25 protein-coding genes are annotated in these 23,558 nt (G+C 59.8%); 10 read left to right on the plus strand and 15 right to left on the minus strand.

The window, feature by feature from the left end; genetic code table 11:
• Positions 1 to 38: 38 nt before the first annotated feature.
• Positions 39 to 377, plus strand: a complete 339-nt coding sequence (locus tag FH975_RS01830) for a BlaI/MecI/CopY family transcriptional regulator (protein WP_162319769.1) — start codon at positions 39 to 41, stop codon at positions 375 to 377.
• 36 nt (positions 378 to 413) lie between these two features.
• Positions 414 to 1,391 (plus strand): M56 family metallopeptidase, encoded by a 978-nt coding sequence (locus FH975_RS01835; RefSeq protein ID WP_328821732.1) that lies wholly within the window; start codon positions 414 to 416, stop codon positions 1,389 to 1,391.
• Positions 1,392 to 1,402: 11 nt separating this feature from the next.
• Here the strand turns inward: FH975_RS01835 and FH975_RS01840 are convergent, their stop codons facing one another.
• Both FH975_RS01840 and fabG read right to left on the minus strand, forming a co-directional pair.
• Positions 1,403 to 2,164: an SDR family oxidoreductase gene (locus FH975_RS01840; protein ID WP_162319770.1), complete on the minus strand. Its 762-nt coding sequence runs from the start codon at positions 2,162 to 2,164 to the stop codon at positions 1,403 to 1,405.
• Positions 2,165 to 2,196: 32 nt separating this feature from the next.
• Entirely contained in the window at positions 2,197 to 2,904 is a 708-nt protein-coding gene (gene fabG, locus FH975_RS01845) for a 3-oxoacyl-ACP reductase FabG (RefSeq protein ID WP_162319771.1), read from the minus strand.
• A gap of 133 nt (positions 2,905 to 3,037) precedes the next feature.
• Between fabG and FH975_RS01850 the strand changes: the two genes are divergently transcribed.
• The 3 genes from FH975_RS01850 to FH975_RS01860 are packed head-to-tail and all read left to right on the plus strand — an operon-like array spanning position 3,038 to position 4,628.
• On the plus strand, positions 3,038 to 3,460 hold the full coding sequence (locus tag FH975_RS01850; protein WP_162319772.1) for a DUF3099 domain-containing protein: 423 nt from the start codon (positions 3,038 to 3,040) through the stop codon (positions 3,458 to 3,460).
• Positions 3,460 to 3,717, plus strand: coding sequence for an acetone carboxylase (locus FH975_RS01855; RefSeq protein ID WP_162319773.1), 258 nt, complete (start codon positions 3,460 to 3,462; stop codon positions 3,715 to 3,717). The genes FH975_RS01850 and FH975_RS01855 overlap by 1 nt, the downstream gene beginning before the upstream one ends.
• A complete protein-coding gene (locus tag FH975_RS01860) occupies positions 3,714 to 4,628 on the plus strand; it encodes an SURF1 family cytochrome oxidase biogenesis protein (protein WP_328821733.1) in 915 nt (304 codons plus the stop codon). The genes FH975_RS01855 and FH975_RS01860 overlap by 4 nt, the downstream gene beginning before the upstream one ends.
• Here FH975_RS01860 and FH975_RS01865 read toward each other — a convergent pair.
• The 9 genes from FH975_RS01865 to FH975_RS01905 form a co-directional block, all read right to left on the minus strand.
• Positions 4,615 to 6,213 (minus strand): ABC-F family ATP-binding cassette domain-containing protein, encoded by a 1,599-nt coding sequence (locus FH975_RS01865; RefSeq protein ID WP_162319775.1) that lies wholly within the window; start codon positions 6,211 to 6,213, stop codon positions 4,615 to 4,617. The two genes, FH975_RS01860 and FH975_RS01865, sit on opposite strands and share 14 nt — an antisense overlap.
• Before the next feature lie 347 nt (positions 6,214 to 6,560).
• A complete protein-coding gene (locus tag FH975_RS01870; RefSeq protein WP_162319776.1) occupies positions 6,561 to 6,890 on the minus strand; it encodes a metal-sulfur cluster assembly factor in 330 nt (109 codons plus the stop codon).
• Positions 6,891 to 6,941: 51 nt separating this feature from the next.
• Complete coding sequence (gene sufU, locus FH975_RS01875; RefSeq protein WP_235928270.1) at positions 6,942 to 7,442, minus strand: Fe-S cluster assembly sulfur transfer protein SufU; 501 nt, start codon at positions 7,440 to 7,442, stop codon at positions 6,942 to 6,944.
• Entirely contained in the window at positions 7,435 to 8,748 is a 1,314-nt protein-coding gene (locus FH975_RS01880) for a SufS family cysteine desulfurase (RefSeq protein WP_162319777.1), read from the minus strand. Before FH975_RS01880 ends, sufU begins: the two co-directional genes overlap by 8 nt.
• Entirely contained in the window at positions 8,705 to 9,472 is a 768-nt protein-coding gene (sufC, locus tag FH975_RS01885) for a Fe-S cluster assembly ATPase SufC (RefSeq protein ID WP_162319778.1), read from the minus strand. Before sufC ends, FH975_RS01880 begins: the two co-directional genes overlap by 44 nt.
• A 51-nt stretch (positions 9,473 to 9,523) precedes the next feature.
• Positions 9,524 to 10,819, minus strand: coding sequence for a Fe-S cluster assembly protein SufD (gene sufD / locus FH975_RS01890; protein ID WP_162319779.1), 1,296 nt, complete (start codon positions 10,817 to 10,819; stop codon positions 9,524 to 9,526).
• Between the two features lie 78 nt (positions 10,820 to 10,897).
• Positions 10,898 to 12,376 (minus strand): Fe-S cluster assembly protein SufB, encoded by a 1,479-nt coding sequence (sufB, locus tag FH975_RS01895; RefSeq protein ID WP_162319780.1) that lies wholly within the window; start codon positions 12,374 to 12,376, stop codon positions 10,898 to 10,900.
• A complete protein-coding gene (locus FH975_RS01900) occupies positions 12,373 to 13,203 on the minus strand; it encodes a helix-turn-helix transcriptional regulator (RefSeq protein ID WP_162319781.1) in 831 nt (276 codons plus the stop codon). Before FH975_RS01900 ends, sufB begins: the two co-directional genes overlap by 4 nt.
• 80 nt (positions 13,204 to 13,283) lie before the next feature.
• Positions 13,284 to 13,955 (minus strand): dihydrofolate reductase family protein, encoded by a 672-nt coding sequence (locus FH975_RS01905; protein ID WP_162319782.1) that lies wholly within the window; start codon positions 13,953 to 13,955, stop codon positions 13,284 to 13,286.
• Positions 13,956 to 14,106: 151 nt separating this feature from the next.
• Here FH975_RS01905 and FH975_RS01910 point away from each other — a divergent pair, with 151 nt between their 5' ends.
• From FH975_RS01910 to FH975_RS01920, 3 genes are read left to right on the plus strand one after another with little or no spacing between them, the layout of a single operon-like run.
• Positions 14,107 to 15,078 carry an ABC transporter ATP-binding protein gene (locus FH975_RS01910; protein ID WP_162319783.1) on the plus strand — a complete coding sequence of 324 codons (972 nt, stop codon included), beginning with the start codon at positions 14,107 to 14,109 and terminating at the stop codon, positions 15,076 to 15,078.
• Positions 15,075 to 15,839, plus strand: coding sequence for an ABC transporter permease (locus FH975_RS01915; RefSeq protein ID WP_235928271.1), 765 nt, complete (start codon positions 15,075 to 15,077; stop codon positions 15,837 to 15,839). Before FH975_RS01910 ends, FH975_RS01915 begins: the two co-directional genes overlap by 4 nt.
• Positions 15,830 to 16,798 carry a COX15/CtaA family protein gene (locus tag FH975_RS01920; RefSeq protein WP_162319784.1) on the plus strand — a complete coding sequence of 323 codons (969 nt, stop codon included), beginning with the start codon at positions 15,830 to 15,832 and terminating at the stop codon, positions 16,796 to 16,798. The genes FH975_RS01915 and FH975_RS01920 overlap by 10 nt, the downstream gene beginning before the upstream one ends.
• Before the next feature lie 63 nt (positions 16,799 to 16,861).
• Here FH975_RS01920 and FH975_RS01925 read toward each other — a convergent pair whose 3' ends face one another.
• Both FH975_RS01925 and FH975_RS01930 read right to left on the minus strand, forming a co-directional pair.
• Positions 16,862 to 18,133 (minus strand): YncE family protein, encoded by a 1,272-nt coding sequence (locus FH975_RS01925; RefSeq protein WP_162319785.1) that lies wholly within the window; start codon positions 18,131 to 18,133, stop codon positions 16,862 to 16,864.
• A complete protein-coding gene (locus FH975_RS01930; RefSeq protein WP_162319786.1) occupies positions 18,130 to 18,558 on the minus strand; it encodes an RDD family protein in 429 nt (142 codons plus the stop codon). The genes FH975_RS01925 and FH975_RS01930 overlap by 4 nt, the downstream gene beginning before the upstream one ends.
• Positions 18,559 to 18,700: 142 nt before the next feature.
• On the opposite strand from FH975_RS01930, the gene glnA reads away from it, so the two are divergent.
• On the plus strand, positions 18,701 to 20,125 hold the full coding sequence (glnA, locus tag FH975_RS01935) for a type I glutamate--ammonia ligase (RefSeq protein WP_162319787.1): 1,425 nt from the start codon (positions 18,701 to 18,703) through the stop codon (positions 20,123 to 20,125).
• A gap of 146 nt (positions 20,126 to 20,271) precedes the next feature.
• On the opposite strand, the gene FH975_RS01940 is transcribed toward glnA, so the two are convergent.
• Positions 20,272 to 21,420, minus strand: coding sequence for an AI-2E family transporter (locus FH975_RS01940; RefSeq protein WP_162319788.1), 1,149 nt, complete (start codon positions 21,418 to 21,420; stop codon positions 20,272 to 20,274).
• 286 nt (positions 21,421 to 21,706) lie between these two features.
• Here FH975_RS01940 and FH975_RS01945 point away from each other — a divergent pair, with 286 nt between their 5' ends.
• Positions 21,707 to 22,318, plus strand: a complete 612-nt coding sequence (locus tag FH975_RS01945; protein WP_162319789.1) for a metallophosphoesterase — start codon at positions 21,707 to 21,709, stop codon at positions 22,316 to 22,318.
• 71 nt (positions 22,319 to 22,389) lie between these two features.
• Here the strand turns inward: FH975_RS01945 and FH975_RS01950 are convergent, their stop codons facing one another.
• A complete protein-coding gene (locus FH975_RS01950) occupies positions 22,390 to 23,550 on the minus strand; it encodes an acyl-CoA dehydrogenase family protein (protein WP_162319790.1) in 1,161 nt (386 codons plus the stop codon).
• Positions 23,551 to 23,558 lie beyond the last annotated feature (8 nt).

Here is a 23,558-nt window from a genome sequence, read left to right on the forward strand (position 1 = left end):
TATAGGGATAACAACCCTGCCTAGAAGGAGCAACCAGCATGGCTTCACTCGGTGAGCTTGAGCGTTCAGTCATGACTCTGCTGTGGGAATCAGAGCAGCCCCTGAGCGCTAATGAGGTATGTGAGCAGTTGGATGAGGATTTGGCCGTCACCACTGTCCTGACCGTGCTTGCCCGTCTGGAGAAGAAGGGTATGGTACTGCGTGCCCGCTCCTCCCGGCCTCATCGTTATGCCGCAGTCGCGTCCCGGGAAGAGCACACAGTGGAAATGCTCAACGAAGTGCTGGGCACAGTTCCTGACCGCGAAGCTGTCCTTGCCCGTTTCATCGGCAGTGTCTCTGAATCAGAGGCAGCAGCTCTACGCCGCATCCTCGGCTGAGGTGTGTTGACCGTCCTCGCCAAATAGACTGGTGGAGTGGAACTTCTCGCCCTATTTCTAGCGGCCCTGGCCGTCATTTTGGCTATCCCCGTACCGAAGCTCCTCCACACCGCTTCTTTTCGCGGACGTTCTCCATGGGCGGCCATGGTCCTCTGGCAGGCGATCGCCCTGGCCGGAGGTCTATCCATGGTGGGGGCCCCGATCATCTACGGATTGGCGCCGTTCGGTGACAGCCTGCCACATGCTCTCGGCGGCGCGGTACAGCTGACGCTGACCGAAGACTACGAGTCACTGGGCCAGCTGGACGTCCACCCTCAGCATATTTTCGCGCTATGCCTCGGGCTACTCCTGGGAGGTCACCTTGTGCTGACCCTGGCTCGCACCTACTTTCGTGTGCTGGGGGCCCGCCGAAGACACCGGCAGCTTGTGGACCTGCTCTCCACTCCCCTGCCGAACACCGTCGATGACGCCGATACCCAAGTGATCGAACATGAGACGCCACTGGCGTACTGTCTGCCGGGACGTACAAACGCCAGTTCCGTCACTGTGCTGTCCCGCGGGCTGCTCAACACGCTCAGCGAATCGGAATTGGGGGCTGTCGTTGCACATGAGCAGACACATTTGAGGCAACGCCACCATCTGCTCACCGTGACATTCGAAGCTTGGTACCGCGCATTGCCTTGGCTTCCGACGAATCGATACGGCCGAGAAGCCGTCCTCGAACTCACTGAGATGCTCGCTGATGACGGGGCGCTGGCTCAGTACAGCCCCGAAACGCTGTTGCGGTCCCTGGCTTTGAGCTCCTTTGAGACGGCATCACATCGCGACGCACCAGGCAGTGCACTTGAAGTCGATGAGGATGTGCCCGCCACGTCCAATACGCTCATCACCGGGGCCCGTCTGCAACGACTGCTGGCCCCCACCGAGCCACTCGGAAAATTAGCGATGTTCGGCGTCGTGTCCAGCTCGGCGGCTCTCCTAGCCGTTCCGACGGGTCTGCTTCTCCTCAGTTAGGAGACGATCGATCAGCGTGAGCGGGCCAAGAAGTCTTCTGCCCCGCCGACCAGTTCAGTGTGAGCTTGCTCCAGTCCTGGTTTGTTGACCAGGGCAGCGATCTCAGCGGCGAACTCCTCCACAGAGTAGAGCTTTCCTGCAGCTTCCCTGCGCGCTTCGATGGCACCAGGCTCTGCACGGTTGAGCAACGTGGCCGTGATCGTACCCTCTATCATGTCTCCCGATACAACAGTCAGGGTGATTCCGAGCTCATCCAGAGCCGGTGTCATCTCCCGGAGAGCGTCCTCCCCTGCACGCTTGGAGCGGGCGACAGGTTCGTAGGCGTCCATCGTGGAGACATCGTGGATGAAATGCGCCTGATGGCTCGTGACGAAGACTATCTGTGATCCCTCGGGCATGACTTTCATAGCGGCCTTGACCATGTTCACTTGCGCATCCCGATTCAAAGTCAGAGCGTAGTCTTCACCGCGGTCGGACTCCATACCTCCAGAAGCGTTGAGGATCAGCAGATCCAACGAACCGAAGTTCTCCACTGCGGCATCGACGAGAGCTTGGGTGCCCTGCGATTCGGTCAGATCCGCCTGGATGGCCACAGCCTTTCCTCCGGCCATCTCGATGCCCTTGACCACTTTGTTCGCTCGAGGTGCTTTGGCCCGGTAGTTCACGACGACGCCAGCACCACGTTCGCCAATGAGTTGGGCTGTTGCGGCGCCGATTCCCCGGGACGAACCGGTGATGATGGCGCCCTTGCCTTCAAGGTCTTTGATTCCCATAATGTCCTTTCTACAGCGTGACTGCCCTGCAGCTAGTGGCCCATCCCTAGGCCGCCATCAACAGGAATCACGGCACCTGAAATGTATCCGGCGTCTTCTCCGGCAAGCCAGCGCACCACACCGGCGACCTCGTCAGCCTCGGCGAAACGTCCGGCCGGAATGCTGCCCAGGTACTTCTTCTGCGTGTCTTCATCGAGAGAGTCGGTCATGTCCGAGCGAACGAATCCGGGTGCGACCACGTTCGCGGTAATACCGCGACCGCCGAGCTCACGTGTCAGCGACCGGGCCATACCCACCAGAGCCGACTTTGATGCTGAGTAGTTGATTTGCCCTGGGGAGCCGTACAGTCCCACCACTGAGCCGATGAGGATGACTCGGCCTCTGCGCATACGCAGCATGCCTTTTGACGCGCGTTTGAGGACACGGAATGCGCCGGTGAGATTGGTGTCAACGACATCAGAAAAGTCATCCTCACTCATCCGGAGCAACAGCGTGTCCCGAGTGATTCCGGCATTCGCGACGAGGACCTCCACCGGCCCGTGAGCGTCTTCTACGGTGCTGAAGGCCGAATCGATGCTGGCAGACTCCGTGACGTCTGCTGCAACGCCTAGAGCGCCTTCTGGGGCGTCTCCGTTGCGAGTGGTGACCGCCACCTTATCTCCATTGGCGATGAACGCCTCAGCAATAGCGCGGCCGATTCCGCGGTTTCCTCCGGTCACAAGTACTGATCGTTCGCTCATGCGGCTCCTTGCTTGGTGCAGATTTGGCTCGACCCCCACCATACGTGAGTCCAGGACCTACCGGCTGGTACGCCGCGTCGGCCCATGTTACGTGGCCCCTGACAGGCTGTTCTACAGCGCGTAGAATGGTGCGATGACCAATCCGGTCCACTCCATCACCGATGCTCCACTGAAACACAGTGTGGAGCAACGGGCCCGCATGATCCGCTACACGGTGGCCATGTCGATCCGCATTGTCTGCTTCATCCTCGCGGCAGTGGTCGGAATGGTTTGGCAAAGCTGGTGGGCCATAGCCTTCGTAGTGGCCGCTGTGGTACTGCCCTATGTCGCGGTCGTTGACGCCAACGCGGGTGGCGATCGCTATATGGCAAGGCGCGAAGCTGAAGGACTGGAGCGGCAGAAAATCTTGTCGGCAGGAGATGCGGATCTCGCCGATGAACCCCAGCAGTGGTGGGAGGAAGAGGACGATGCTGTACCCCCCGCTGGGAACGGCACGCCGGCAGTCATCTCAGGAGAACTCGATGGCGATGACGCCGATGAGGAGGAACCGCGCTGATGGACCTTTTGGGTGCCCTCAGCTCAGATCAGCAGGGCCCAGACATTCCGCCATGCTCACGGAAGGGATGCACCGCCCACGCCGCCTGGCAGGTCAAGTGGAACAACCCCAAGATCCACAATCCTGAGCGTCGCAAGGTCTGGCTTGCTTGTGACGACCACCGCGAGTGGTTGGAGAACTTTCTCAAGGCTCGACTGTTCTGGCGCAGCACTGAGCCCATGAACACTCCGGCCGGGGAAGCTGAGGCACGCCTGTGAGGCAGCGTTACTCATTTCTGCTGTCTCCTTCCTGGTTAGGCTGGCTAGCGATCTGTGTTCTGTTCTGCATCGCTTGCTACATGCTCGGACAATGGCAGTTGGACCGCCGTGAAGCCGCGTTGGAGGAGATCAATCGAGTGGTCTCAAACTATGACGAAGACGCCGTCTCCTACACCGATGCGAGGACTCTCTTCGCGGAGGGTGATCCCAGTGACGAGTGGACGGTCGTTGAGTTCCGCGGCGAGTACCTGGCAGATGACTCGTTGCTTGTGCGTAACCGTGGTCATGGCGGTCAAGTGGGTTATGAGCAGCTGGTGCCGTTCCGGGATGCTCCTACCGGAGATGTCGTCGTCATTTCCCGCGGTTGGCTCCCCACATCGAGTGCAGATGGTTCAGTGCCTGAGTTCAATCCTGAACCGCCCCGCGGTGAGATTGAGGTCACTGCCCGCATGAAGCCGGCAGAGCCCGAGATTGATCGTGGTGCTCCGGAGGGCCAGTTGGCGTCAATTGATCTTACGGAGTATCAGGCCCAGGTGAGCTACTCCGTCGTCGAAGGTGCCTATGCCCGAATGGCGGAGGAATCCCCTGAACCGGCTGAATCTCCTTACCAATTGGCGCGGCCCAGCCTCGATGAAGGCCCGCACTTGAGCTACTCGATGCAGTGGTTGGCTTTCGGGCTGCTCAGCTTTGTCGGCTGGGGCTATGCGGCCCGCGTACACCGACGCAATCTGGATCTGGAAGAACTCGACGACGCAGAGGCCACCGGCGAGCCTCTCGGGGCGGCAGATCCTCGTCTGGAGAAGTTGGAGCGTAACCGGCGGGCCAAAGAGCTACGCCGCCGCCAGACTGGCCGATATTCAGATGAGGACGCCGAAGACGCTTGGGTGGAACACCGGCTCACGCCAAGGTGACGAGGTCTTCGTATTCCTGGGTGTAGAGGTCCTCGACTCCGTCAGGGAGAATCACGACTCGCTCGGGCGCGAGGGCCTCGACAGCCCCGGGGTCGTGGGAAACGAGCACCACGGCGCCTTCGTATGTGCGAAGCGCTGCGAGGATCTCCTCCCGAGATGCTGGGTCCAGGTTGTTGGTGGGTTCGTCCAGAACTAGCACGTTGGCACTGGAGCCGACCAGAGTCGCCAGGGCTAGTCGTGTCTTTTCTCCTCCGGAGAGGACTTCGGCAGGTTTGGCGACATCGTCCCCGCTGAAGAGGAACGAGCCCAGGATTTTGCGCTGTTCGGTGTCAGTGAGAAATGGCGCGGCGGTCTTCATGTTCTCCAGCACGGATTGGGTGGTGTCCAAGGTGTCGTGCTCCTGGGCGAAGTAACCGAGTTTCAGGCCGTGTCCATGAATGATGCGCCCGGAGTCGGGATCGGACACTTCCGCTAGCATGCGTAGCAGAGTGGTCTTTCCGGCGCCGTTGTAGCCCAGTACCACCACACGGGAGCCACGGTCTATGGCAAGGTCGAGGCCGGTGAAGATCTCTAGGGAGCCGTAAGACTTCGAGAGCCCTTCGGCCATGAGCGGAGTCTTTCCGCAAGGCTGAGGCTTCGGGAACCGGATGTTTGCCACACGGTCGGCCTGGCGTTCACCCTCCAACCCGGCCATCATCCGATCGGCGCGTTTGAACATGGACTGGGCTGCAGTCGCTTTGGTCGCTTTAGCGCGCATCTTCTCCGCTTGTGCGCGCAGTGCGGAGGCTTTCTTATCGGCATTGGCGAATTCGCGTTTGCGTCGGGCCTCGTCCTGTTCCCTTTGAACCAAGTACTTCTTCCACCCCATGTTGTACACATCGACTGTCATGCGCATTGCGTCAAGGTAGAGGACCTTGTTGACGGTGGACTCGATGAGGTCGACGTCGTGGGAGATCACCAGGACACCCCCGGGGAAACGCTGCAGGTAGTCGCGAAGCCACACGATGGAGTCGGCGTCCAGGTGGTTGGTGGGCTCATCGAGCAAGAGAGTGTCCGCGTCAGAAAAGAGGATGCGGGCTAGTTCTACGCGCCGGCGCTGGCCACCTGAGAGTGTGTGTAGTTGCTGCGAGAGAATACGCTCCGGAAGGTCCAGGTTCTTGCAGATAATCGCAGCTTCGGACTCAGCGGTGTAGCCTCCGGCAGCTTGGAACCGCGCCTGGAGGTTGTCATAGCGCCGCATGGCTTTCTGTTGGACAGCCTCGTCTCCTGAGGTCATTTCTTCCTCAGCCTCACGGAGCTTTGCAGTGACCACATCAAGTTCGCGGGCTGCGAGGATTCTGTCCTGGGCTGTCTGGTCCATGTTCTCGACCTTGGGGTCTTGCGGGAGGTATCCGACAGATCCACGGCGATCGATATGTCCAGCGGCAGGCTGCGCAGCTCCGGCCATGACTTTGGTCATCGTGGTTTTGCCTGCGCCGTTGCGGCCCACCAAACCGATCTTGTCACCGGGGTCGATGCGGAAGCTGACGCCGTCCATTAGTAGGCGCGCGCCAGCACGCAGCTCTAGGTTGGATACGCTGATCAACGGTGAAATTCCCTTGTGACAAATTGAAGGTAATGGGTGTGCACTACGACCGCTTAGCGATCTGGCTGGACAATGTATGTAAGTGTTGAGGATGCTGACAGTGGCATATGCCGTCTCGTGCATCCGAAGACACTTCAGACCACAAGATCTCTCGGGGTCCAAGGATGGGGAAGCGCGGACGGTAGCCTTGCCAGGGGTATTGGCCGGGCAACCGTAATAGACCGCGGCTCGCTAAGACCCAGAACATGGCATCAGCTGTGTGCTGCCACCGAATCCCGGCGTTCGATCACCGGTTTCCTATGATGGACAAGGCCGCCCCGTAGCCACCGAGGTGGCCAACCACAGTCTCAGATATTGAACCCGAGAGCGCGCATCTGCTCTTTGCCGTCGTCGGTGATCTTCTCTGGACCCCATGGCGGCATCCATACCCAGTTGAGTCGCCATTCATCGACCATGGTGCCAACATGTTGTCCCACCTGTTCTTCAAGAACATCGGTGAGGGGGCATGCTGCTGTGGTGAGCGTCATGTCAATGATGAGGGCGCCGTCGTTCTCGTAGCGCAGCCCGTACAGCAGGCCGAGGTCAACAATGTTGATGCCCAGTTCGGGGTCAATCACTTCCTTGAGTGCCTCTTCGACATCCTCAAGGGGTGTTTGAGTTGTGGTGGTTTCGCTCATCGGTTCTTCCTTCCCGTTGTGTCTACGGGCATAACGTTGTGGTGCTCTCCACTATGCCTGAGTCTGTGGCCCCTGGCCAGGCCCGCTGGTGCTGCGTTGTGCTTGGACGAGTGCGTCGCGCAGCGCCATCCAGCCCAATAGTGCGCATTTAACCCGCGCGGAGTACCTGCCGACGCCTGTGAATGCGCTGAGGTCTTCAAGTTGCTCCATTTTGCCGGGGTTAAGTTCGTGTCCGCGATTGTGAATAAGCTCACGGAAAGTTTCTCCCAGCAGCTCGACGCGTTCTAGCTGTTCACCGTCGACCATCTCGTACATCAGGGACAGTGAGGCCTGTGAGATGGAGCAGCCGCGGCCAGTCCACGCCAGGTGAGAAACGCGGTTATTCTCCACGGCCACTTGGACAGTGCATTCGTCACCGCAGGTCGGGTTGACTTGGAATGACTGTCCATGCGGTGCTGTGAGTTCTCCCTCACCAGACCGTGCCCGGGAGTTGTCCAGGATGACTTGCTGGTAGAGCTGTTGCATTGCGCTGGAACCTGCAGGGCTAGGCAAAGAACCTCACCACCTTGTGCAGTCCGTCAATGAACGTTTCGATATCCCTTGAAGTGGTGTAGGCCCCAGCTGAGGCTCGGGTGGAAGCGTGGACGCCGAAGGCCCGGTGCACCGGCTGGGCGCAGTGGTGCCCCACCCGGACGGCGATGCCCTGGTCATCAAGTATCTGTCCAACATCGTGGGGGTGAACACCTGAGACGTCGAAGGCGACGACTGCCAGTCTGTTCTCGCTACCGGTGGGGCCCAACACTCGCACGCCCGGGACAGCGGAGAGACCTTCTAGCATGAGCCCGGCGAGATGATCCTCATGAGCGGACAACTGTCCCATTCCGATACCACTCAGGTAATCCACGGCAGCGTGCAGGCCAACGGTCTGAGCGACCATTTGGGTCCCGGCTTCGAACCGCTGTGGTGGAGGCATGAAGGTGGTCTCTCCCATGGTGACCACTTCCACCATCGAACCGCCGGTCAGGAATGGAGGAAGTGCCTGAAGCAGGTCCTTACGGCCGTACAGGACGCCCACTCCTGTGGGTCCGAGCATCTTGTGGCCAGAAAAGGCAGCAAAGTCGATACCCAGTTCATGGAAGTCGACTGGCATATGGGCAGCCGATTGGCAGGCGTCGAGCACCGTGTAGGCACCCACTTCTTGGGCGCGCTCCACTATACGGGGCACATCCGTGATGGCTCCGGTGACGTTGGAGGCGTGGGTGAAGGCCACTACGCGGGTACGCTCTGTGATCACGTCGAGCTGTTCGAGATCTATGCGGCCCTCTTCTGTCACCGGAATCCAGCGTAGACGCGCTCCTGTTTTAGCTGCCAGCTCCTGCCAGGGGACCAGATTGGCGTGATGTTCAAGCTCAGTCACCACAATCTCGTCGTCCGAGGTGAGTCGATATCGCGATGCCTCACTGCCTCCACGGCCAAGGGTGGCATTGAGGAATCCGTGTGTCACGAGGTTCAGGGCCTCAGTGGCATTCTTGGTCCACACGATTTCGTCAAAGTCGACGCCGACGAACTGGGCGACGCCAGAGCGTGCGGCTTCGAATGCTTCCGTGGCTTCTTCCGCAATCTGGTGCGCACCGCGGTGGACCGCCGCATTATGAGTCTGGTTGAAGGTTCTTTCTGCGGCCAGAACTGATTCGGGCTTCTGGCTGGTGGCGCCAGTATCCAGGTAGACCAATGGCTTCCCGCCCCGAACCGTACGGCTCAAGAGCGGGAAGTCATTGGCGAGTTCAAGCAGATCACTCACGGCGTGGGTGTCTTCAGACTGCCGCCGCAGCCGGGGTGAGGAAGCGATCGTAGCCATTGGCCTCGAGTTCATCGGCCAGCTCCGGTCCGCCCTGTTCCGCCACCTTGCCGTCCACGAAGACGTGTACGAAGCTCGGCTTGATGTAGTTGAGGATGCGCGTGTAGTGGGTGATGAGCAAGGTGCCCATACCGTTGTCCTCATGTGCACGGTTGACGCCTTCAGAGACCACTCGCAGAGCGTCAATGTCGAGGCCTGAGTCGGTTTCGTCCAGGATGGCAAACTTCGGCTTGAAAAGCTCGAGCTGCAGGATTTCCACGCGCTTCTTCTCACCGCCGGAGAAGCCTTCATTGACGTTGCGGTTGGCAAAGTCAGCGTCGATACGCAGCTTCTCCATGGCGTCTTTGACTTCCTTCGTCCAGGTGCGCAGCTTGGGAGCTTCACCTTCGATGGCCGTCTTGGCGGTGCGCAGGAAGTTGGTCATGGTCACGCCGGGCACCTCGACGGGGTACTGCATGGCAAGGAAGAGCCCTGCCTGTGCGCGCTCGTCGGCACCCATCTCCAGCACGTCTTCACCATCCAGTAGGATCTCGCCCTTGGTGACGTCGTAGCGGGGGTGTCCGGCGATGGTAGAAGCCAGTGTGGACTTGCCGGAACCGTTTGGTCCCATAATGGCGTGAATCTCGCCTGAGTTGATAGTCAGGGAGACACCCTTGAGGATGTCCTTCGTTCCTTGGTCGGTCTCGATGGAGACGTGCAGATCCTTGATCTCGAGAGTAGACATGTGTTCAGGTCCTTTGCTTGGAAGTTCTTCGATAAAGACGGTGGGGGCGGCTCAGTGACCGGAGATGCGCAGTTCTCGTTCCAGGTCTTCGGCCAGGGACTCCCGAATGGAGGAGACCTCGATCTTCTGGATGATCTCGTTCATGAAGCCACGGACTACCAACTGGCGGGCGATGTCCTCCGGGATTCCGCGTGACATGAGGTAGAAGAGGTGGTTGTCGTCGAACCGGCCTGTAGAGGACGCGTGTCCGGCACCGTCGATGAGTCCGGTCTCGATTTCCAGGTTCGGCACCGAGTCGGCGCGCGCCCCATCGGTGAGCACTAGGTTCTGGTTCTTCTCATACGAGTCGGTGCCTTCAGCTTCCTTACGGATGAGGACATCTCCAACCCACACTGTCCGGGCGGTTTCACCCTGAAGCGCTCCCTTGTAGAGCACGTCTGAACTGTTGCGTGGTGAGTTGTGGTCGACGAAAGTGCGGTGCTCGATGTGCTGGCCGGCGTCTGCGAAGTACAGTCCGTACATTTCCGCCCTCGCGCCTTCGGCTGCGTACCGGAAGTTGGTGTTGAGGCGAACGATCTTTCCACCCAACGTGACGGCTACATGCTTATATTTGGCGTCTTTACCCACCTCAGCGTCGTGCTGGCCGACGTGAACGGCATCGTGGTCCCAGCGTTGCAGCGAAATGACGCTCACAGAGGCCCCGTCCGCGATCTTCACCTCGACGTTGCCGTTGTAATCGGCGCTACCACGATGTTCGAGGACTATCACAGCTTTGGTGTTGGGCTCGGCTTCAACCACGAGGTGACTGTTTGCGCGGACACCTGCTGCTTTGCCGGTGATGTCCACACGGATGGGCTCGGCAACCTCAGTGCCTTCGGTGACCTTGATGTGTAGTGCGTCGTCGACGTTCTTATAAGCCACCACTGCCGCTCGGTCTGCCGGCTGTAGTACAGCACCTCGGGGTGACTCCCCGTGGCCGAGAGTTGAGACCTCTACACCTTCGACTGCCCCGCTGACTTGGTATTCAACCGGCTCCCGGTCTGTCCCGGCGCCGTCGGTAGCGACGTCACTGAGCACACCGGCGAGCTTCTTCAGCGGCGTGAAACGCCACTCCTCTTCCCGTCCGGTGGGGTCGGGAAAGCCCGACAGGTCGAATCCGATATGTCGGTTGGTGCGGGATCCCGCACCAGAGGTGACATTCTTGGACTCGCCCAGACCGCCGTGGCTGTGGTCAGCGGCGGAGTTGGTCTCTGCGGCGAGGTTCTCGCCCTCCTCGGTAAACCCGGGGATGGAGATGCGGCGTTCGCCGACCTCAACTCCGGCAACCTTTTCAGGGGTTTCTGTCATGTGTTCTCTGATCCCTTTGTGTCTGTCTTCAGGCAGGACTGTGTACTGCGATTTCTGCAGGTCGTGCTGATCGGTGTATTAGCCTACGGAGCCTTCCATCTGCAGCTCGATGAGGCGATTGAGCTCCAAGGCGTACTCCATGGGCAGTTCCCGAGCGATCGGCTCGATGAAGCCGCGCACGATCATGGCCATTGCCTCATCTTCGGCAAGACCACGGGACATGAGGTAGAAGAGCTGGTCTTCAGAGACCTTCGAGACGGTGGCCTCATGTCCCAGCGTGACATCGTCCTCCCGAATATCAATGTAGGGGTAGGTGTCTGTCTTGGAGATGGTGTCGACCAGCAGTGCGTCGCAGACCACCGAATTGGCAGAGCCTTTGGCCTCCGGATTGATCTGCACCAGTCCGCGGTAGGAGGCGCGACCACCAGACCGAGCCACTGATTTGGACACGATCGAGCTGGAAGTGTTGGGGGCCATGTGCACCATTTTGGACCCGGTGTCCTGGTGCTGTCCCGCTCCAGCGAAAGCCACCGAGAGGGTCTCTCCCTTAGCATGCTCACCAGTGAGGTAGACAGCTGGGTACTTCATGGTGACCTTGGAGCCGATGTTGCCATCGATCCATTCCATCGTGCCGCCTTCATCGACGATCGCACGCTTTGTCACCAGGTTGTATACGTTGGTGGACCAGTTCTGGATGGTCGTATACCGGACCCTGGCGTTCTTCCTGACAATGATTTCCACCACAGCTGAGTGCAGTGAGTCAGTGTTGTAGATCGGGGCCGTGCAACCCTCAATGTAATGGACGTACGAACCCTCGTCGGCAATGATCAGGGTGCGTTCGAACTGCCCCATGTTCTCGGTGTTGATCCGGAAGTATGCCTGCAGCGGGATCTCAACATGGACTCCCTTGGGGACGTACACGAAGCTGCCGCCGGACCATACAGCTGTATTGAGTGCCGCAAACTTATTGTCGCCAACTGGGATGACCGAGCCGAAGTACTCCTCAAAGAACTCGGGGTGCTCCTTCAGAGCAGTATCGGTGTCCATAAAGATGACACCCTGCTCCTCGAGGTCTTCACGGATCTGGTGATAGACAACTTCAGACTCGTACTGCGCTGCGACACCAGAGACGAGCCGCTCCCGCTCTGCTTCTGGGATACCGAGTCGCTCATATGTGTTACGAATATCTTCTGGCAGGTCTTCCCAGGTCTGGGCCTGCTTTTCCGTGGAGCGCACAAAGTACTTGATGTTGTCGAAGTCGATCTCAGAGAGATCTGCACCCCAAGTGGGCTGAGGCTTTCGCTCAAAGTACTTCAGGCCCTTTTTGCGAAGCTTGAGCATCCACTCAGGTTCGGACTTCTTATTGGAGATGTCCTCGACCACACTTGTGTCGATGCCACGTTTGGCCGTCGCGCCGGCAGTGTCCGAATCGGACCAACCGTACTCATAGGTGCCCAGGCCCTTTAGCTCGGGGTTGTCATCCAAGACCTTCTGGATGACGCCTGGATCGTTGGTGTTGCGCAGAACCTCTTCTGCTTTTGCAATCTGCTCGGTCATGACAACCTCTCTTGTTGACGCGGGGAAATCACGATTCTCTTACGGCCGGCTATACGTCCGGCCTGTGAAGTCTCTGATGCGCTCTCTTGGGCGCGGGCTGCGCGTTCGGCGGCGAGTCGCTCTCGGCCTACTGGCACATGAGTGGTGCACACATGCGCCCCAGCTGCTTGGGTGGAGAGTCTGCGAACATCGACATCGAGTAGCCGAGCGATCATTGCAGTCTCTTCTTCACAGAACACCGGATGGGCCGCTGCTATTTCCCGAACCGGGCAGTGCCCCTGACACAGTTGGGTCGACTGCATGGCCAGCAAGGGGTTGTCGCGGCCCACGAGGCGAGTAAAACCGGCGAATCCGTCAGCGCTAAAGAGGGCCGAGAGCTTTTCTGTGCGCTCGTCAAGATCTTCAACGCCTTCTAACGCCGGGCCGTATCGTTCCTCGAACTGGGAGAAATAGCTCTTTGCCAGAGACTGTGCAGCTGTTCCTTCGTTCTTCTCATCCATGACCCCGAGTGCCGTCCGCACGAGGTTCAGGTAGTCATCGCCAAGCTCCTGCTGGCCTAGGGATGAAATGACATAGCGCCGAGAGGGACGCCCAGCGCCTTTGCGGCGGCTCGTGACGTTTTTAACCTCCACCAGCCCTTGCTCGGTCATGGCATCTAAGTGGCGGCGTACAGCTGCTGCAGTGAGCTGGAGCTCGCGACCCAACTGGGCGGCACTGATGGGGCCTTCTTCCACCACTAACTGGAGCACACGTTGGCGGGTGGTGCCGTCAAACTCGCGTGCGTCCAGGTCGGGCTCAGCCGAAACCGTATCGCCGTCGAATTTCATGACTCTATTGTGACCTATTCAGAAGAACGGATCCAGCAAGGCGGACCTTAGTGAGCGGCACGAAGCAGTGCCGGGTCCTTCTACAGCGGTCTCTCGCCATGAACGGGCCGGTATGTCAGCAACACATTGCCGGAGCGGAAAACGGTGGCGGGTCCAGCTTCAAGTGGGACGCGGTGGGCCAAACCATTGAGCAAACTTCTTCCGCTGCCGAGCAGCACTGGGTGAATGAGGATGCGCAACTCGTCGATGAGCCCTTCTTGCATGAGCGATGTGGTCAGCTCCGAGCTCCCGAACACAGCGATGTCCCCGGCCACTTCCGAGCCCAGTCGCGCAATATCGGCGGCGAGGTTCTTGCCGTCAGTGATTGTCGTGCCTCGCCATGTGGGCGGGAGATCGGAGTTCCCGGTCACTACGAGTTTCGGCACCGAACTCATGAACTGCGCTACCTCAGGCATGTGCTCTCGGGCTGAACGTGAAGTCCAAAAGGCCTGGAAATGCTCGTAGGTGCGGCGTCCGAGCAGCAACGCCCCGATTTCATTGCACTGGCGCATATTCCAGGTGAAGAACTCTTCATCATTCACACCCCAATCCAGTTCGCCGCCTGGGCCCTCGTAGTAGCCGTCGAGAGAACAGAACAGGAAGGCAAAGACAGTGCCCCCTCGACTCGGACCAGTGCTGACCTTGTCCGGAGTTTCTGTCGTCTCTCCGTGGCGGATCTCTGGACGGACGTGGCTGCGAGCGGGTGTGTTCACGGCTCTCCTTGAGCGAGTCGTCTGGTTGCACTATGCAACTGGTATTCCCATCGCAGCACATCCGTCTGCACAATGCAAGTGGTTTACGTGTTTCGCTGCCCGGTGCGATCCCCGTGATGTGCGTTCTACGAGATGTAGAAAACGTTAGACTATGGCAGTGTCCTCATCCGCTTCCTGTCTGCGTCTGGCCGGTGTCCGCTATGCCGTGGGCACCGCATCCTCAGCCCGCGGGGTGACCGATATTCTCTCCGGCGTTGATCTCACAGCTCGTCGTGGTGAAGTGACCGTCATCATCGGCCCCAATGGAGCAGGCAAGACCACAACGCTCTCCTGCGCGCAGGGACTTCTCAGGCCATCGGCGGGGACGGTCCATTTATTGGGTGAAGATCCCTACCGTGCAGGCGCCGAACTGCGCGCCCGCGTAGGGGTCATGCTCCAAGACGGTGGCCTGCCGCAGTCGGTCAAGCCGCGCACTCTCCTTACACATGTGGCGAAGCTGCACCAGGACCCATGGCCGTTGGAGGACCTCATTGGCCGCCTAGATCTCTCCCGCTTTCTGGGCACCTCAATTCGCAGACTCTCTGGTGGCCAGAAGCAGCGGGTGGCACTGGCGGCAGCCCTGATCGGCTCCCCCGAGCTCGTTTTCCTCGACGAACCCTCAGCTGGGCTCGACCCGCAGTCACGCCAACTGGTCTTTGATCTGGTAGGTCATCTGCGCACTATGGGCATCGGTATTGTGCTCACCACCCACCTTCTGGAAGAAGCCCAGCACCTCGCCGATTCGGTATACATTCTCAAAGACGGCGTGGTCGTCCGGCACGGCACGGTCTCCGAGCTGACCGGCGTCGGCGAGGACCATCAGGACCGCCCTGCTGCGCGGCGTCTGAGCTTCGCGTCCCCTCGCATCATGACCAGCGCAGAACTCGACGGCGCCCCCTTCGCTCTGGAACTGGACAGCGACTCGAATAGGGCCGGTGCCCGATGGGGTGTTCCAGCCATAGCCTCCCCGGCGGACCTGGTCTCATTGGCTCAGTGGTGGGAAAGTATCGGCCTGTTCCCGGCCGAGATCAGCTTTGAGGCCCGCACACTGGAGGACGTCTTCTGGGAGGTCTCTGCCCCATGAGCGATTCACAGATGGCGACGCCGCCCCATTCACAGCCAGCCCCAGCTCACCGACGGGTGCTGGCCCACGGTTTGTATGAAGCACGAATCACACTGCGCAACGGCGAGCAGCTCCTTGTATCGCTGATTCTGCCGCTGCTGGTTCTCATCGGCCTGCACCGCGCTCACGTCGTGACTGAGGTCGTTCCCGGGATCGATACGGTCACACCAGGGGTCCTGACGTTGGCAGTGATGGCATCGGCATTCACCGGCGCGGCAATCGCCACAGGGTTCGAGCGCCAGTACGGGGTGCTCGCCTACCTCGCCACCACCCCACTGGGCGCCACGGGGCTCATCTTAGGAAAGTCCTTAGCCGTACTGTGTGTCATTGCCGTTCAAGTGATCGTCCTCGGCGGAGCGGGCCTCGCGCTGGGCTGGTCCCCAGAGCCGGTGGGTCTCATCTGGCTGGTGGGCGTCGTCGTCATAGGTGCTGCCGCGTTTACTGCGTTGGGTCTGCTCATCGCGGGGACCGTCCGCGCTGAGGCGACGCTGGCTGTGGCGAACGTCGCGTGGGTCCTTATGGGCGCTGCGGGAGGTGCCGTGCTGCCGTTGAACCATGAAGGCGCGGGTGCTCTGCTGTTGCTTTTGCCCTCGGCGGCCCTCGGGGAGGCAGTCCGGGGAGCCTCAATGAACGGCCAACTCGCCGTGCTACCTGTCCTGATCTTGGCCGCCTGGGCTCTGGCGGCAATTCTCGCCGCACGAAAGTGGTTCACATGGAAGTAATTCGCCGCCGACTCCCTTCCCGCATCTCCCGGCTCACCAAGATTCTGGCCTGGGCCACTTTGGTGTCGAATATTGGCATCATCCTCACCGGAGGTGCTGTCCGTCTCACTGACTCAGGCCTGGGTTGCCCTGAGTGGCCGCGTTGCACAGCAGACTCGTGGGTCTCCACCCCAGAGATGGGAATCCATGGCGCCATCGAGTTCGGCAACCGGCTGCTGACCTACGTACTCATCATCATCAGTGTCGCGATGTTCCTGGCGGTCATCCGCCTGTGGTCAACGCACCGCGCCTTGGTAGTTCGCACCATCATCATCGGCTTCGGCATTCCGCTCCAGGGGATCATCGGTGGCATCACGGTCTGGACGGATCTGAATCCGTGGGTGGTAGGTCTTCACTTCCTTGCATCAGCCGGTCTAGTCCTGATCGCTACCCAGCTGCTGACCCGCGTCAACGCTGAGCTGCGGAACAGGGAGAGCCCCGGATATGCCATCGTGGACGGCGAAACCAACAACCTGACCCGATCACTGTCGGGTGTCATTTTGGTCACCGCCTGGGCTTCATTGGTACTGGGAACGGTGGTCACAGGCACCGGCCCGCATGCAGGAGACCCGAACTCTCCGCGCCACGATTTCGACCTTCACCTGGTGACTCAGCTCCATGTTGTTCCCGTCTACATGCTGTGCGCGGCCGCGGTGGTCCTGCTGGTGGTACAGAGACGGTTGGCGTCGTCCACGCACCAACGCCGTGCGGTCTGGTTCCTCGTAGCTGTGATCGTGGGCCAGGGGGCGCTCGGGTACTGGCAGTATTTTGCGGGCCTGCCAGTCGGACTTGTCTGGCTTCATATGCTGGGCTCTGCCCTTGCTATGGTCGCGGCGACGCAGGTCTTCGACCGCTACCGGTCCCGGTACATGACCCGCGGCCTCAGCAGCACGTCTCCCCCCGTCACCGTCACTGCCTGAGGGGAGTATCTGCTCCCGTCCTCGAGGGGCATGTCTCTGCCAGTAAGTGCCTGAGTGGAGGCCCTACCGAGTAATGGTGTCGTCAAAGACGGTGATGCTGCCGGAGTAGTTGGCGACCCAGAAGCTTCCAGTCATCGCATCATAGGTCACACCGATTGGCAGGTGACCCGTGCTGCCCCGACCAATCTCTTCCAGCGTGGAAGCATCGAACTTAGAAACGCTGTCCTCGTAGTAGTTGACGACATAGAGCGCGGTGCCATCAGCGGAGATGTCCATAGTGCGCGGCTCGCGGCCAGTCTCGGCTGTTCCAATCACCTCATCGGTCTCCGTGTCGAAGGCCACCAGCAGATCCGACCGGCTGAAGGTCACGTAGAGCACATCAGCTTCTGGGGAGAGAATCACGTGTCGTGGAAAATCTGCCTGGCTGTACATCACGTGCGCCTCGCCGGTCTCAAGGTCGACTTTCCACAACTCATTGGCGTACATAGCTGCCACGTACACGGTGCGGTTGTCCGGCATGACCGCGATTCCGCGTGGCTGTGAACTCAGTGGAACCCGCATCTCCTCTACGCCAGACTGCGTGTCGATCACGGAAAGATCAAAATCGCACCAGTTGGTCACCAACAATCGCGACTCATCGGGAGTGAGCGCCTGATATTTGGGAACCCGGCCGACCTCGATGAACTGGTCCCAGTCTTGGGCTTCGACGCTGTACCTGAAGACGGCGGAAGGTGCCACAGCGTCGCCGTGGCGGCAATCGTCGTAGGCTGGTGCACCGATATCAGCCAGTCGGTACTGGGATACATACGCGTATTGGCCGTCTTCGGTCCATGCCGCTTCCACGGGGGCACCCTGAACTGTCCCCGGGTAGCCCTCAACGCCTAGGTCGGCAGGATTGATAGTATCCGGGAGCTCCTGCACGAGGTCACCAGTCTGCGTGTCGTAGACCGTGACTGAGTTCTGATACATCATGTTGTTCGCGATCGCCAGGCCGTGACCGTTGGCGACCACAGACTTCGGTGTGATTACAGGTTCGCTGATGGTCTGTGTCTGTTCGAATGTGGTCCTCCGGGCCTCCGGAAGCTCGGGCAGCTCCTGATCGTGTGGATCGTCGTGGTCGGCCCCCTCCGCAGCGTCTTGGTCCTTGCCAGAGTCGACATCATCTGGCTTCTCAGGGTTTTCTGCTTCTTGTGGATCGGCATCTTCGATGCTGGGCCCGGGAATGGTCGCCTCATCCTGCTTTGTCGCGGAGTCGTCGTCTTCAACGCATGCGGTCACGATCAGCATGCCGCACAGCGCAACAGCGCCGGCGGATGCTGATGTGACGTGTTTCACATTACGACCTGCACTGTTCCTGTGATTTTGTCGTGCAGCGCTCGCCCGTCGGGCGAAACCACCACAGCCGGAACGACCAGGAGCAGGAGAATTACGCGAACCAGAGCCCAGAGGGGCCCAGGAACGGAAGCAGGACGGTCCCGATGCAGACGAACCACCTGTATACGCACCAGTCGCTTCCCGAGGGAGACCCCAAGTAATCCGACCAGTACCACGTGGAAGAGGACAAAGATGCCGAGGGTGACCCAGACGTCGTATTCGAACCATGCAAGAGATATCAGCGAAGCGATGCCCCAGTCGATGAATAGCGCCAGGATTCGACGGCCCCAGGAAGCCAGTGAACCTGGGCCGGTCTGGGGCAGGCCCAGCTGCGCGCCCGGGTATCCAGTGGCGGCATCGTTGTAGTCAGATCCTTTGCTGCTCACAGCTGCTCAGTCTACGCCTGCGAGGAGCGTGAAGTCTCTGTAACATGCTGGAAACATTTGCGTGACCGATGGGAAACTCATTTCTCTGTAAGGTGAGTACTGGTAACCCCGTAAGCGAACTCGCCGAAGGAGCTCAACGCTCATGTTCTCAAGCCCTCAGGAAGTCCTGGATTTTATCGAGAAGGAGGACGTCAAATTTGTTGACGTTCGCTTTACTGATCTTCCCGGTCTGCAGCACCACTTCAACGTGCCGGCTCACACCGTAGATCTCGACTTCTTTGAAAATGGCCAGTTGTTCGACGGCTCCTCCATCCGTGGCTTCCAGGGCATTCAGGACTCAGACATGCAGCTGATCCCTGATCCCTCCAGCGCGTACGTGGATGAGTACCGCGAGGCTAAGACACTGATCATGACGTTCTCCATCGTCAACCCGCGTACAGGGGATCCCTACGCTCGTGACCCCCGCGGCGTCGCTCAGAAGGCTGAAGAGTACCTGGCTTCGTCCGGAATCGCCGACACCGCGTTCTTCGGCCCAGAAGCCGAGTTCTTCCTGTTCGACAAGGTGGCTTTCAAGTCCTCACCTGAGCATTCTTTCTACTCTTTGGATGCTAAGGAAGCCATCTGGGGGTCGTCTGACGAGTTCGCTGAAGGCCCAGGCGGCCATAAAATGGCCACCAAGGGCGGATACTACCCGGTCTCCCCTCAGGATCAGACGGCCGATGTACGTGACGAAATTGTGCTCGCCCTGGAGCGTGCTGGGCTCTCCGTTGAACGCTCACACCACGAGGTCGGTGGGCCGGGCCAGCAAGAGATCAACTATAAGTTCAACACGCTGACGCTCTCCGCCGACGATGTCCAGAAATTCAAGTACGTGGTGAAGAACACCGCCGCAAACTACGGCCTCGCCGCCACGTTCATGCCTAAGCCCATCTTCGGTGAGAACGGTTCCGGCATGCACGTCCACCAGTCGTTGTGGGCTGAGGGCGAGCCTCTGTTCTTTTCCGAGACTGGTTACGCGAACCTCTCCGACACCGCCCGGTGGTACATCGGCGGACTGCTGAAGCACGCTCACGCTCTGCTCGCGTTCACGAACCCCACCGTCAACTCCTATAAGCGCCTGGTGAAGGGCTACGAAGCTCCGGTCTCTCTGGTGTACTCCCAGGGCAACCGCTCGGCTGCCATCCGCATCCCGATCACCGGTTCAAACCCCAAGGCCAAGCGCTTGGAGTTCCGCGCACCTGACGCCTCAGGCAACCCGTACCTGGCGTTCTCGGCCATGTTGATGGCCGGACTGGACGGAATCAAGAACCGCATCGAACCCCACGAGCCAGTGGACAAAGACCTTTACGAGCTTCCCCCCGAGGAACTCAAGGACATTCCACAGGCTCCCGGCACACTGGATGAGGCACTGTTGGCTCTGGAAGCTGATCATGACTTCCTGCTCGAAGGCGGAGTGTTCACCGCAGAGCTGATCGAGGCTTGGGTTGAATACAAGCGTGAGGAAGAAATCGAGCCGCTGAACCTGCGTCCGAACCCATACGAGTTCGAGCTCTACTTCTCAGTCTAGAAAGCAGCCTGATAGCGGTTTGGCGTTGCCTGGTCACAGTCAGGCGACCTTGGAAGCGCACGGAAGCGGCCCCTCCCCCGGCAGACGGTTTCATCACTGCCGAGTGAGGGGCCGCTTCCGTGTGTAGGTCTCACGCGTGACTGAGGTCAGTTGTTGTCTGTCTCGGCTTTTTCCTGGTCATCCTGAGAGTCTTCGGCTTGCTGGGCGTGGGCCTCGGCAACCTCTTCCTTCGCGTCCTCCACCGGTGAGCTCCCAGTATCTTGGTCGCGACCGGACCAAACCTTGATAACGCCCCAGGCGGCTGCTGCAAGTGGCACCGCCAGGACGGCCCCGATGACGCCGCTGAGGACCGTGCCTGCGGTAAGCGCCATCAGAATCACCAGCGCATGCAACTGCAGGGTTTGAGCCATGACCACTGGCTGCAGGAAATTGCTCTCCAACTGCTGGACCAGAATCACGACGGCCAGCACAATCAGGGCTACGACCGGGCCGTTGGCGACCAGGGCGACCAGGGTCGCCAGTATTCCCGCGACCGTGGCACCTACGATGGGAATGAACCCTCCGAGGAAGACGATCACGCCCAGCGGAAGAGCCAACGGAACCTGCAGGACCAGCAACGCGATGGTAATGCCGACTGCATCCGCGCCTGCGATGATTGCGGTGCCTCGAATGTAGCCGCCGAAGGTTTTCTGAACCTTGTCTCCTGAGGCGATCCACTGCTCGCGGAAGTGCAGGGGGGTCCACGAAATGAAGAATGCCCAGATGCGGTCGCCGTCCTTGAGGAAGAAGAACAGAAAAACCAGCAGCAGCACCAACCCGGTGAAGAAGGTGCCCGCAGCACTGATAGTCGTCACTGCGCCCGTACCGAACTCGGCACTAGTCAGAAATGAGGTGGTGGTGTCGATGGCATCATCGATCTGTTCCTGATCGATGGTGAAGCCCAGGTTGCCTATCGTGTCTTCGGCCACTTGGCGCAGCTGGTTAAACCCTTCGACCGCTTGGTCCACAAGGTTTGACCATTCATTGATCACGGAGAAGACCAAGCCAGTGCCCACCCCGCCCAGAATCAGCAGGGAACCGAGGAAGACCGTCCACGCCGAGAGCATGTTGGACATGACCCGACGGGTGAGTCTCACCAGTGGCCATAGGGCGCATGCAAGGATGATCGCTATCAAGGTGGGGATCACGACCACCGTCAGATTCAGCAGCGCGAAGACCAGCAGGCCCACCACGGTGCTGACCACCAGCAGCTGCACCGCCCGCGTCCCCAATCGGCCCATGGTGTCTGTCCACATGCCTGACAGCGTGAAGTGTGGCCGATCTCTCCCGCCGGCTGTCACATCGCTAGGTGAGTTCCTCACACTTGCCTCCCGCAGGTCTGTTATTGATGAGTCAAGCCCACAATACTCCGACTCGAAAGGGTGGGGAGCGTTCGACCGCAGCAGATCTTTAAACTGGGCGGGATTCAGCTGAGTGAACCATCAGCGATGCCGGTAAAGTGCTGAAGTGGCAGCTCGGAATGAGATGACCCGCTGTACGAACGGTTCACAGCAACACGGAGCTCGTGAGGAGACGACGCCGTTGACTACTTACTTCACCAGCGACCACCACTTTGGCCATGCCAACATCATTCGTTACTGCGACAGGCCGTTCGACGGAGTCGACGATATGGATGAGGGCCTCATCGCACGGTGGAACGAGACCGTCGGGGTGGAGGATGTGGTCTGGGTGCTCGGGGACTATTCGCTGCACGATCACGATAAGGGGCTGAGCTACCTCCCCCGTCTGAACGGCACCAAGTACCTGGTGATCGGGAACCATGACCGTTGCTCACCCACTCAGCCAGACGGTTCTCTCTACGTTCCGATGTACCTAGAAGCCGGCTTCGCGACCGTGGTCACGCAGGCAGAAGTCACCTTGCCCTCAGTGGAGCCCGGAGGCGAAGAGCTCCGGGTGCTCCTGTCGCACTATCCATATGCAGGCGAATCACACACCAAGCAAGATAGGCATCAGCGGTTCCGATACCGAGATCTTGGCCATCCCCTGGTGTGCGGGCACGTGCACACCGAGTGGAGAACACAGGTTTCGTCTCAGGGCACCGTTCAAGTCAATGTCGGCGTGGACCAGTGGGATTTCCGACCGGTCACCGCAGAACAGATACACCGCACCATCCTTGCCGCATCACCGGCCTGAGAGGGCCCCGGCCAAGGTCCTATGGGCCTGGCCCTCGCAGGTGAGTCAGGTACGACTCAGAGACCCACACTTCACTCAAGCGGACCGAGAATATAGGCAGCTAACGTGCGGTGGGCTGATTCATCATCCGAGGGATGGTGAATGCCCGCCAGCACATCGCGGTAGAGCCTGCTCAGTTCCGAGGTGCGATGGTACTGGGCTCCCCCGCCGACACTGAGGGCGGTGTCCACGATATACCTTGCCGTGCGGGTCGCAGAGGTGCGCAGGCTCACCAGCCTGGGGAACCAGGACGGGCCGTGGCTCTGTCCGGTCTCCACATCCGACGCGACACTGTACAGGTGCGCATCCAAGGCCAACTGCCGCAGCTGCGCCTCGGCGACCTTGTATCGAAAGTCGGGGTCCTGATCCAGCGTGGTGCCGGTGCTGAGTGCCTTTCTCTGATTCGGGAGCTCCGCGGCCAGTTCGAGGGCTCTGTCACCTATTCCGGTGTAAACCGCAGCCAGCAGGGTCAGAAAAGACGAAAAGATGGAAAACACCAACGGATCCTGGTTGGGCCCCAGGGGGAGCTTCCGCACCACACGCTTCTGAGGGACGTTCGCGTGGTCCAGCTCGGTCGTATGGGACTGAGTCGCGCGCATCCCAAGGGTGTCCCAATTTTCGATGGTTCTCCAGCCGGTGGCCTCCCGCGGCAGAAACCCAAAGATCAACGGCAGCTCGCCGTCTTCTCCGGTGGCCTCGACGTCCTTGCCGAACAGCCCAAGTCGGGTCCATACGGGAGCTAAGGTCGTGAAAATTTTGGTCCCGGTGAAGGTCACAGATCCGTCTTCAGAAACACGAGCCTCGGTGACTGAGTCAAAGAGGACGGCGTCGTTACCCGCCTCAGAGATGCCGAAGGCAAAGATGTGCCCCTGCGCCGCTTCACTCAGGACCTGTTCGAACGCGGTGTGGCCAAGCTGCACCATTTGCCGCGCAACCGATACCCAAATCTGGTGCATGTTCACCGCCAGGGAAGTGGCCGGAGCGTAGCTGGCCAAGAGTCGTTGAGCCTTCACCAGGTGCGGCAACTCCCACCCCAAACCTCCGTGTTCAGTCGGAACCAACGCACGTAAGTAGCCCGCCTCCTGGAGCTCATCAAGGTCTTCGTGGCAGAACTCGTTGCGTTCGTCGTACCCTGCCGCTCGTCCTCGAATACGTTCCAGCAGCTCTGCGCTCAGGACATCGTCGATCGACATATATGAAC

This window comes from Nesterenkonia haasae (genome assembly GCF_010119385.1).
Taxonomy (GTDB): domain Bacteria; phylum Actinomycetota; class Actinomycetes; order Actinomycetales; family Micrococcaceae; genus Nesterenkonia; species Nesterenkonia haasae.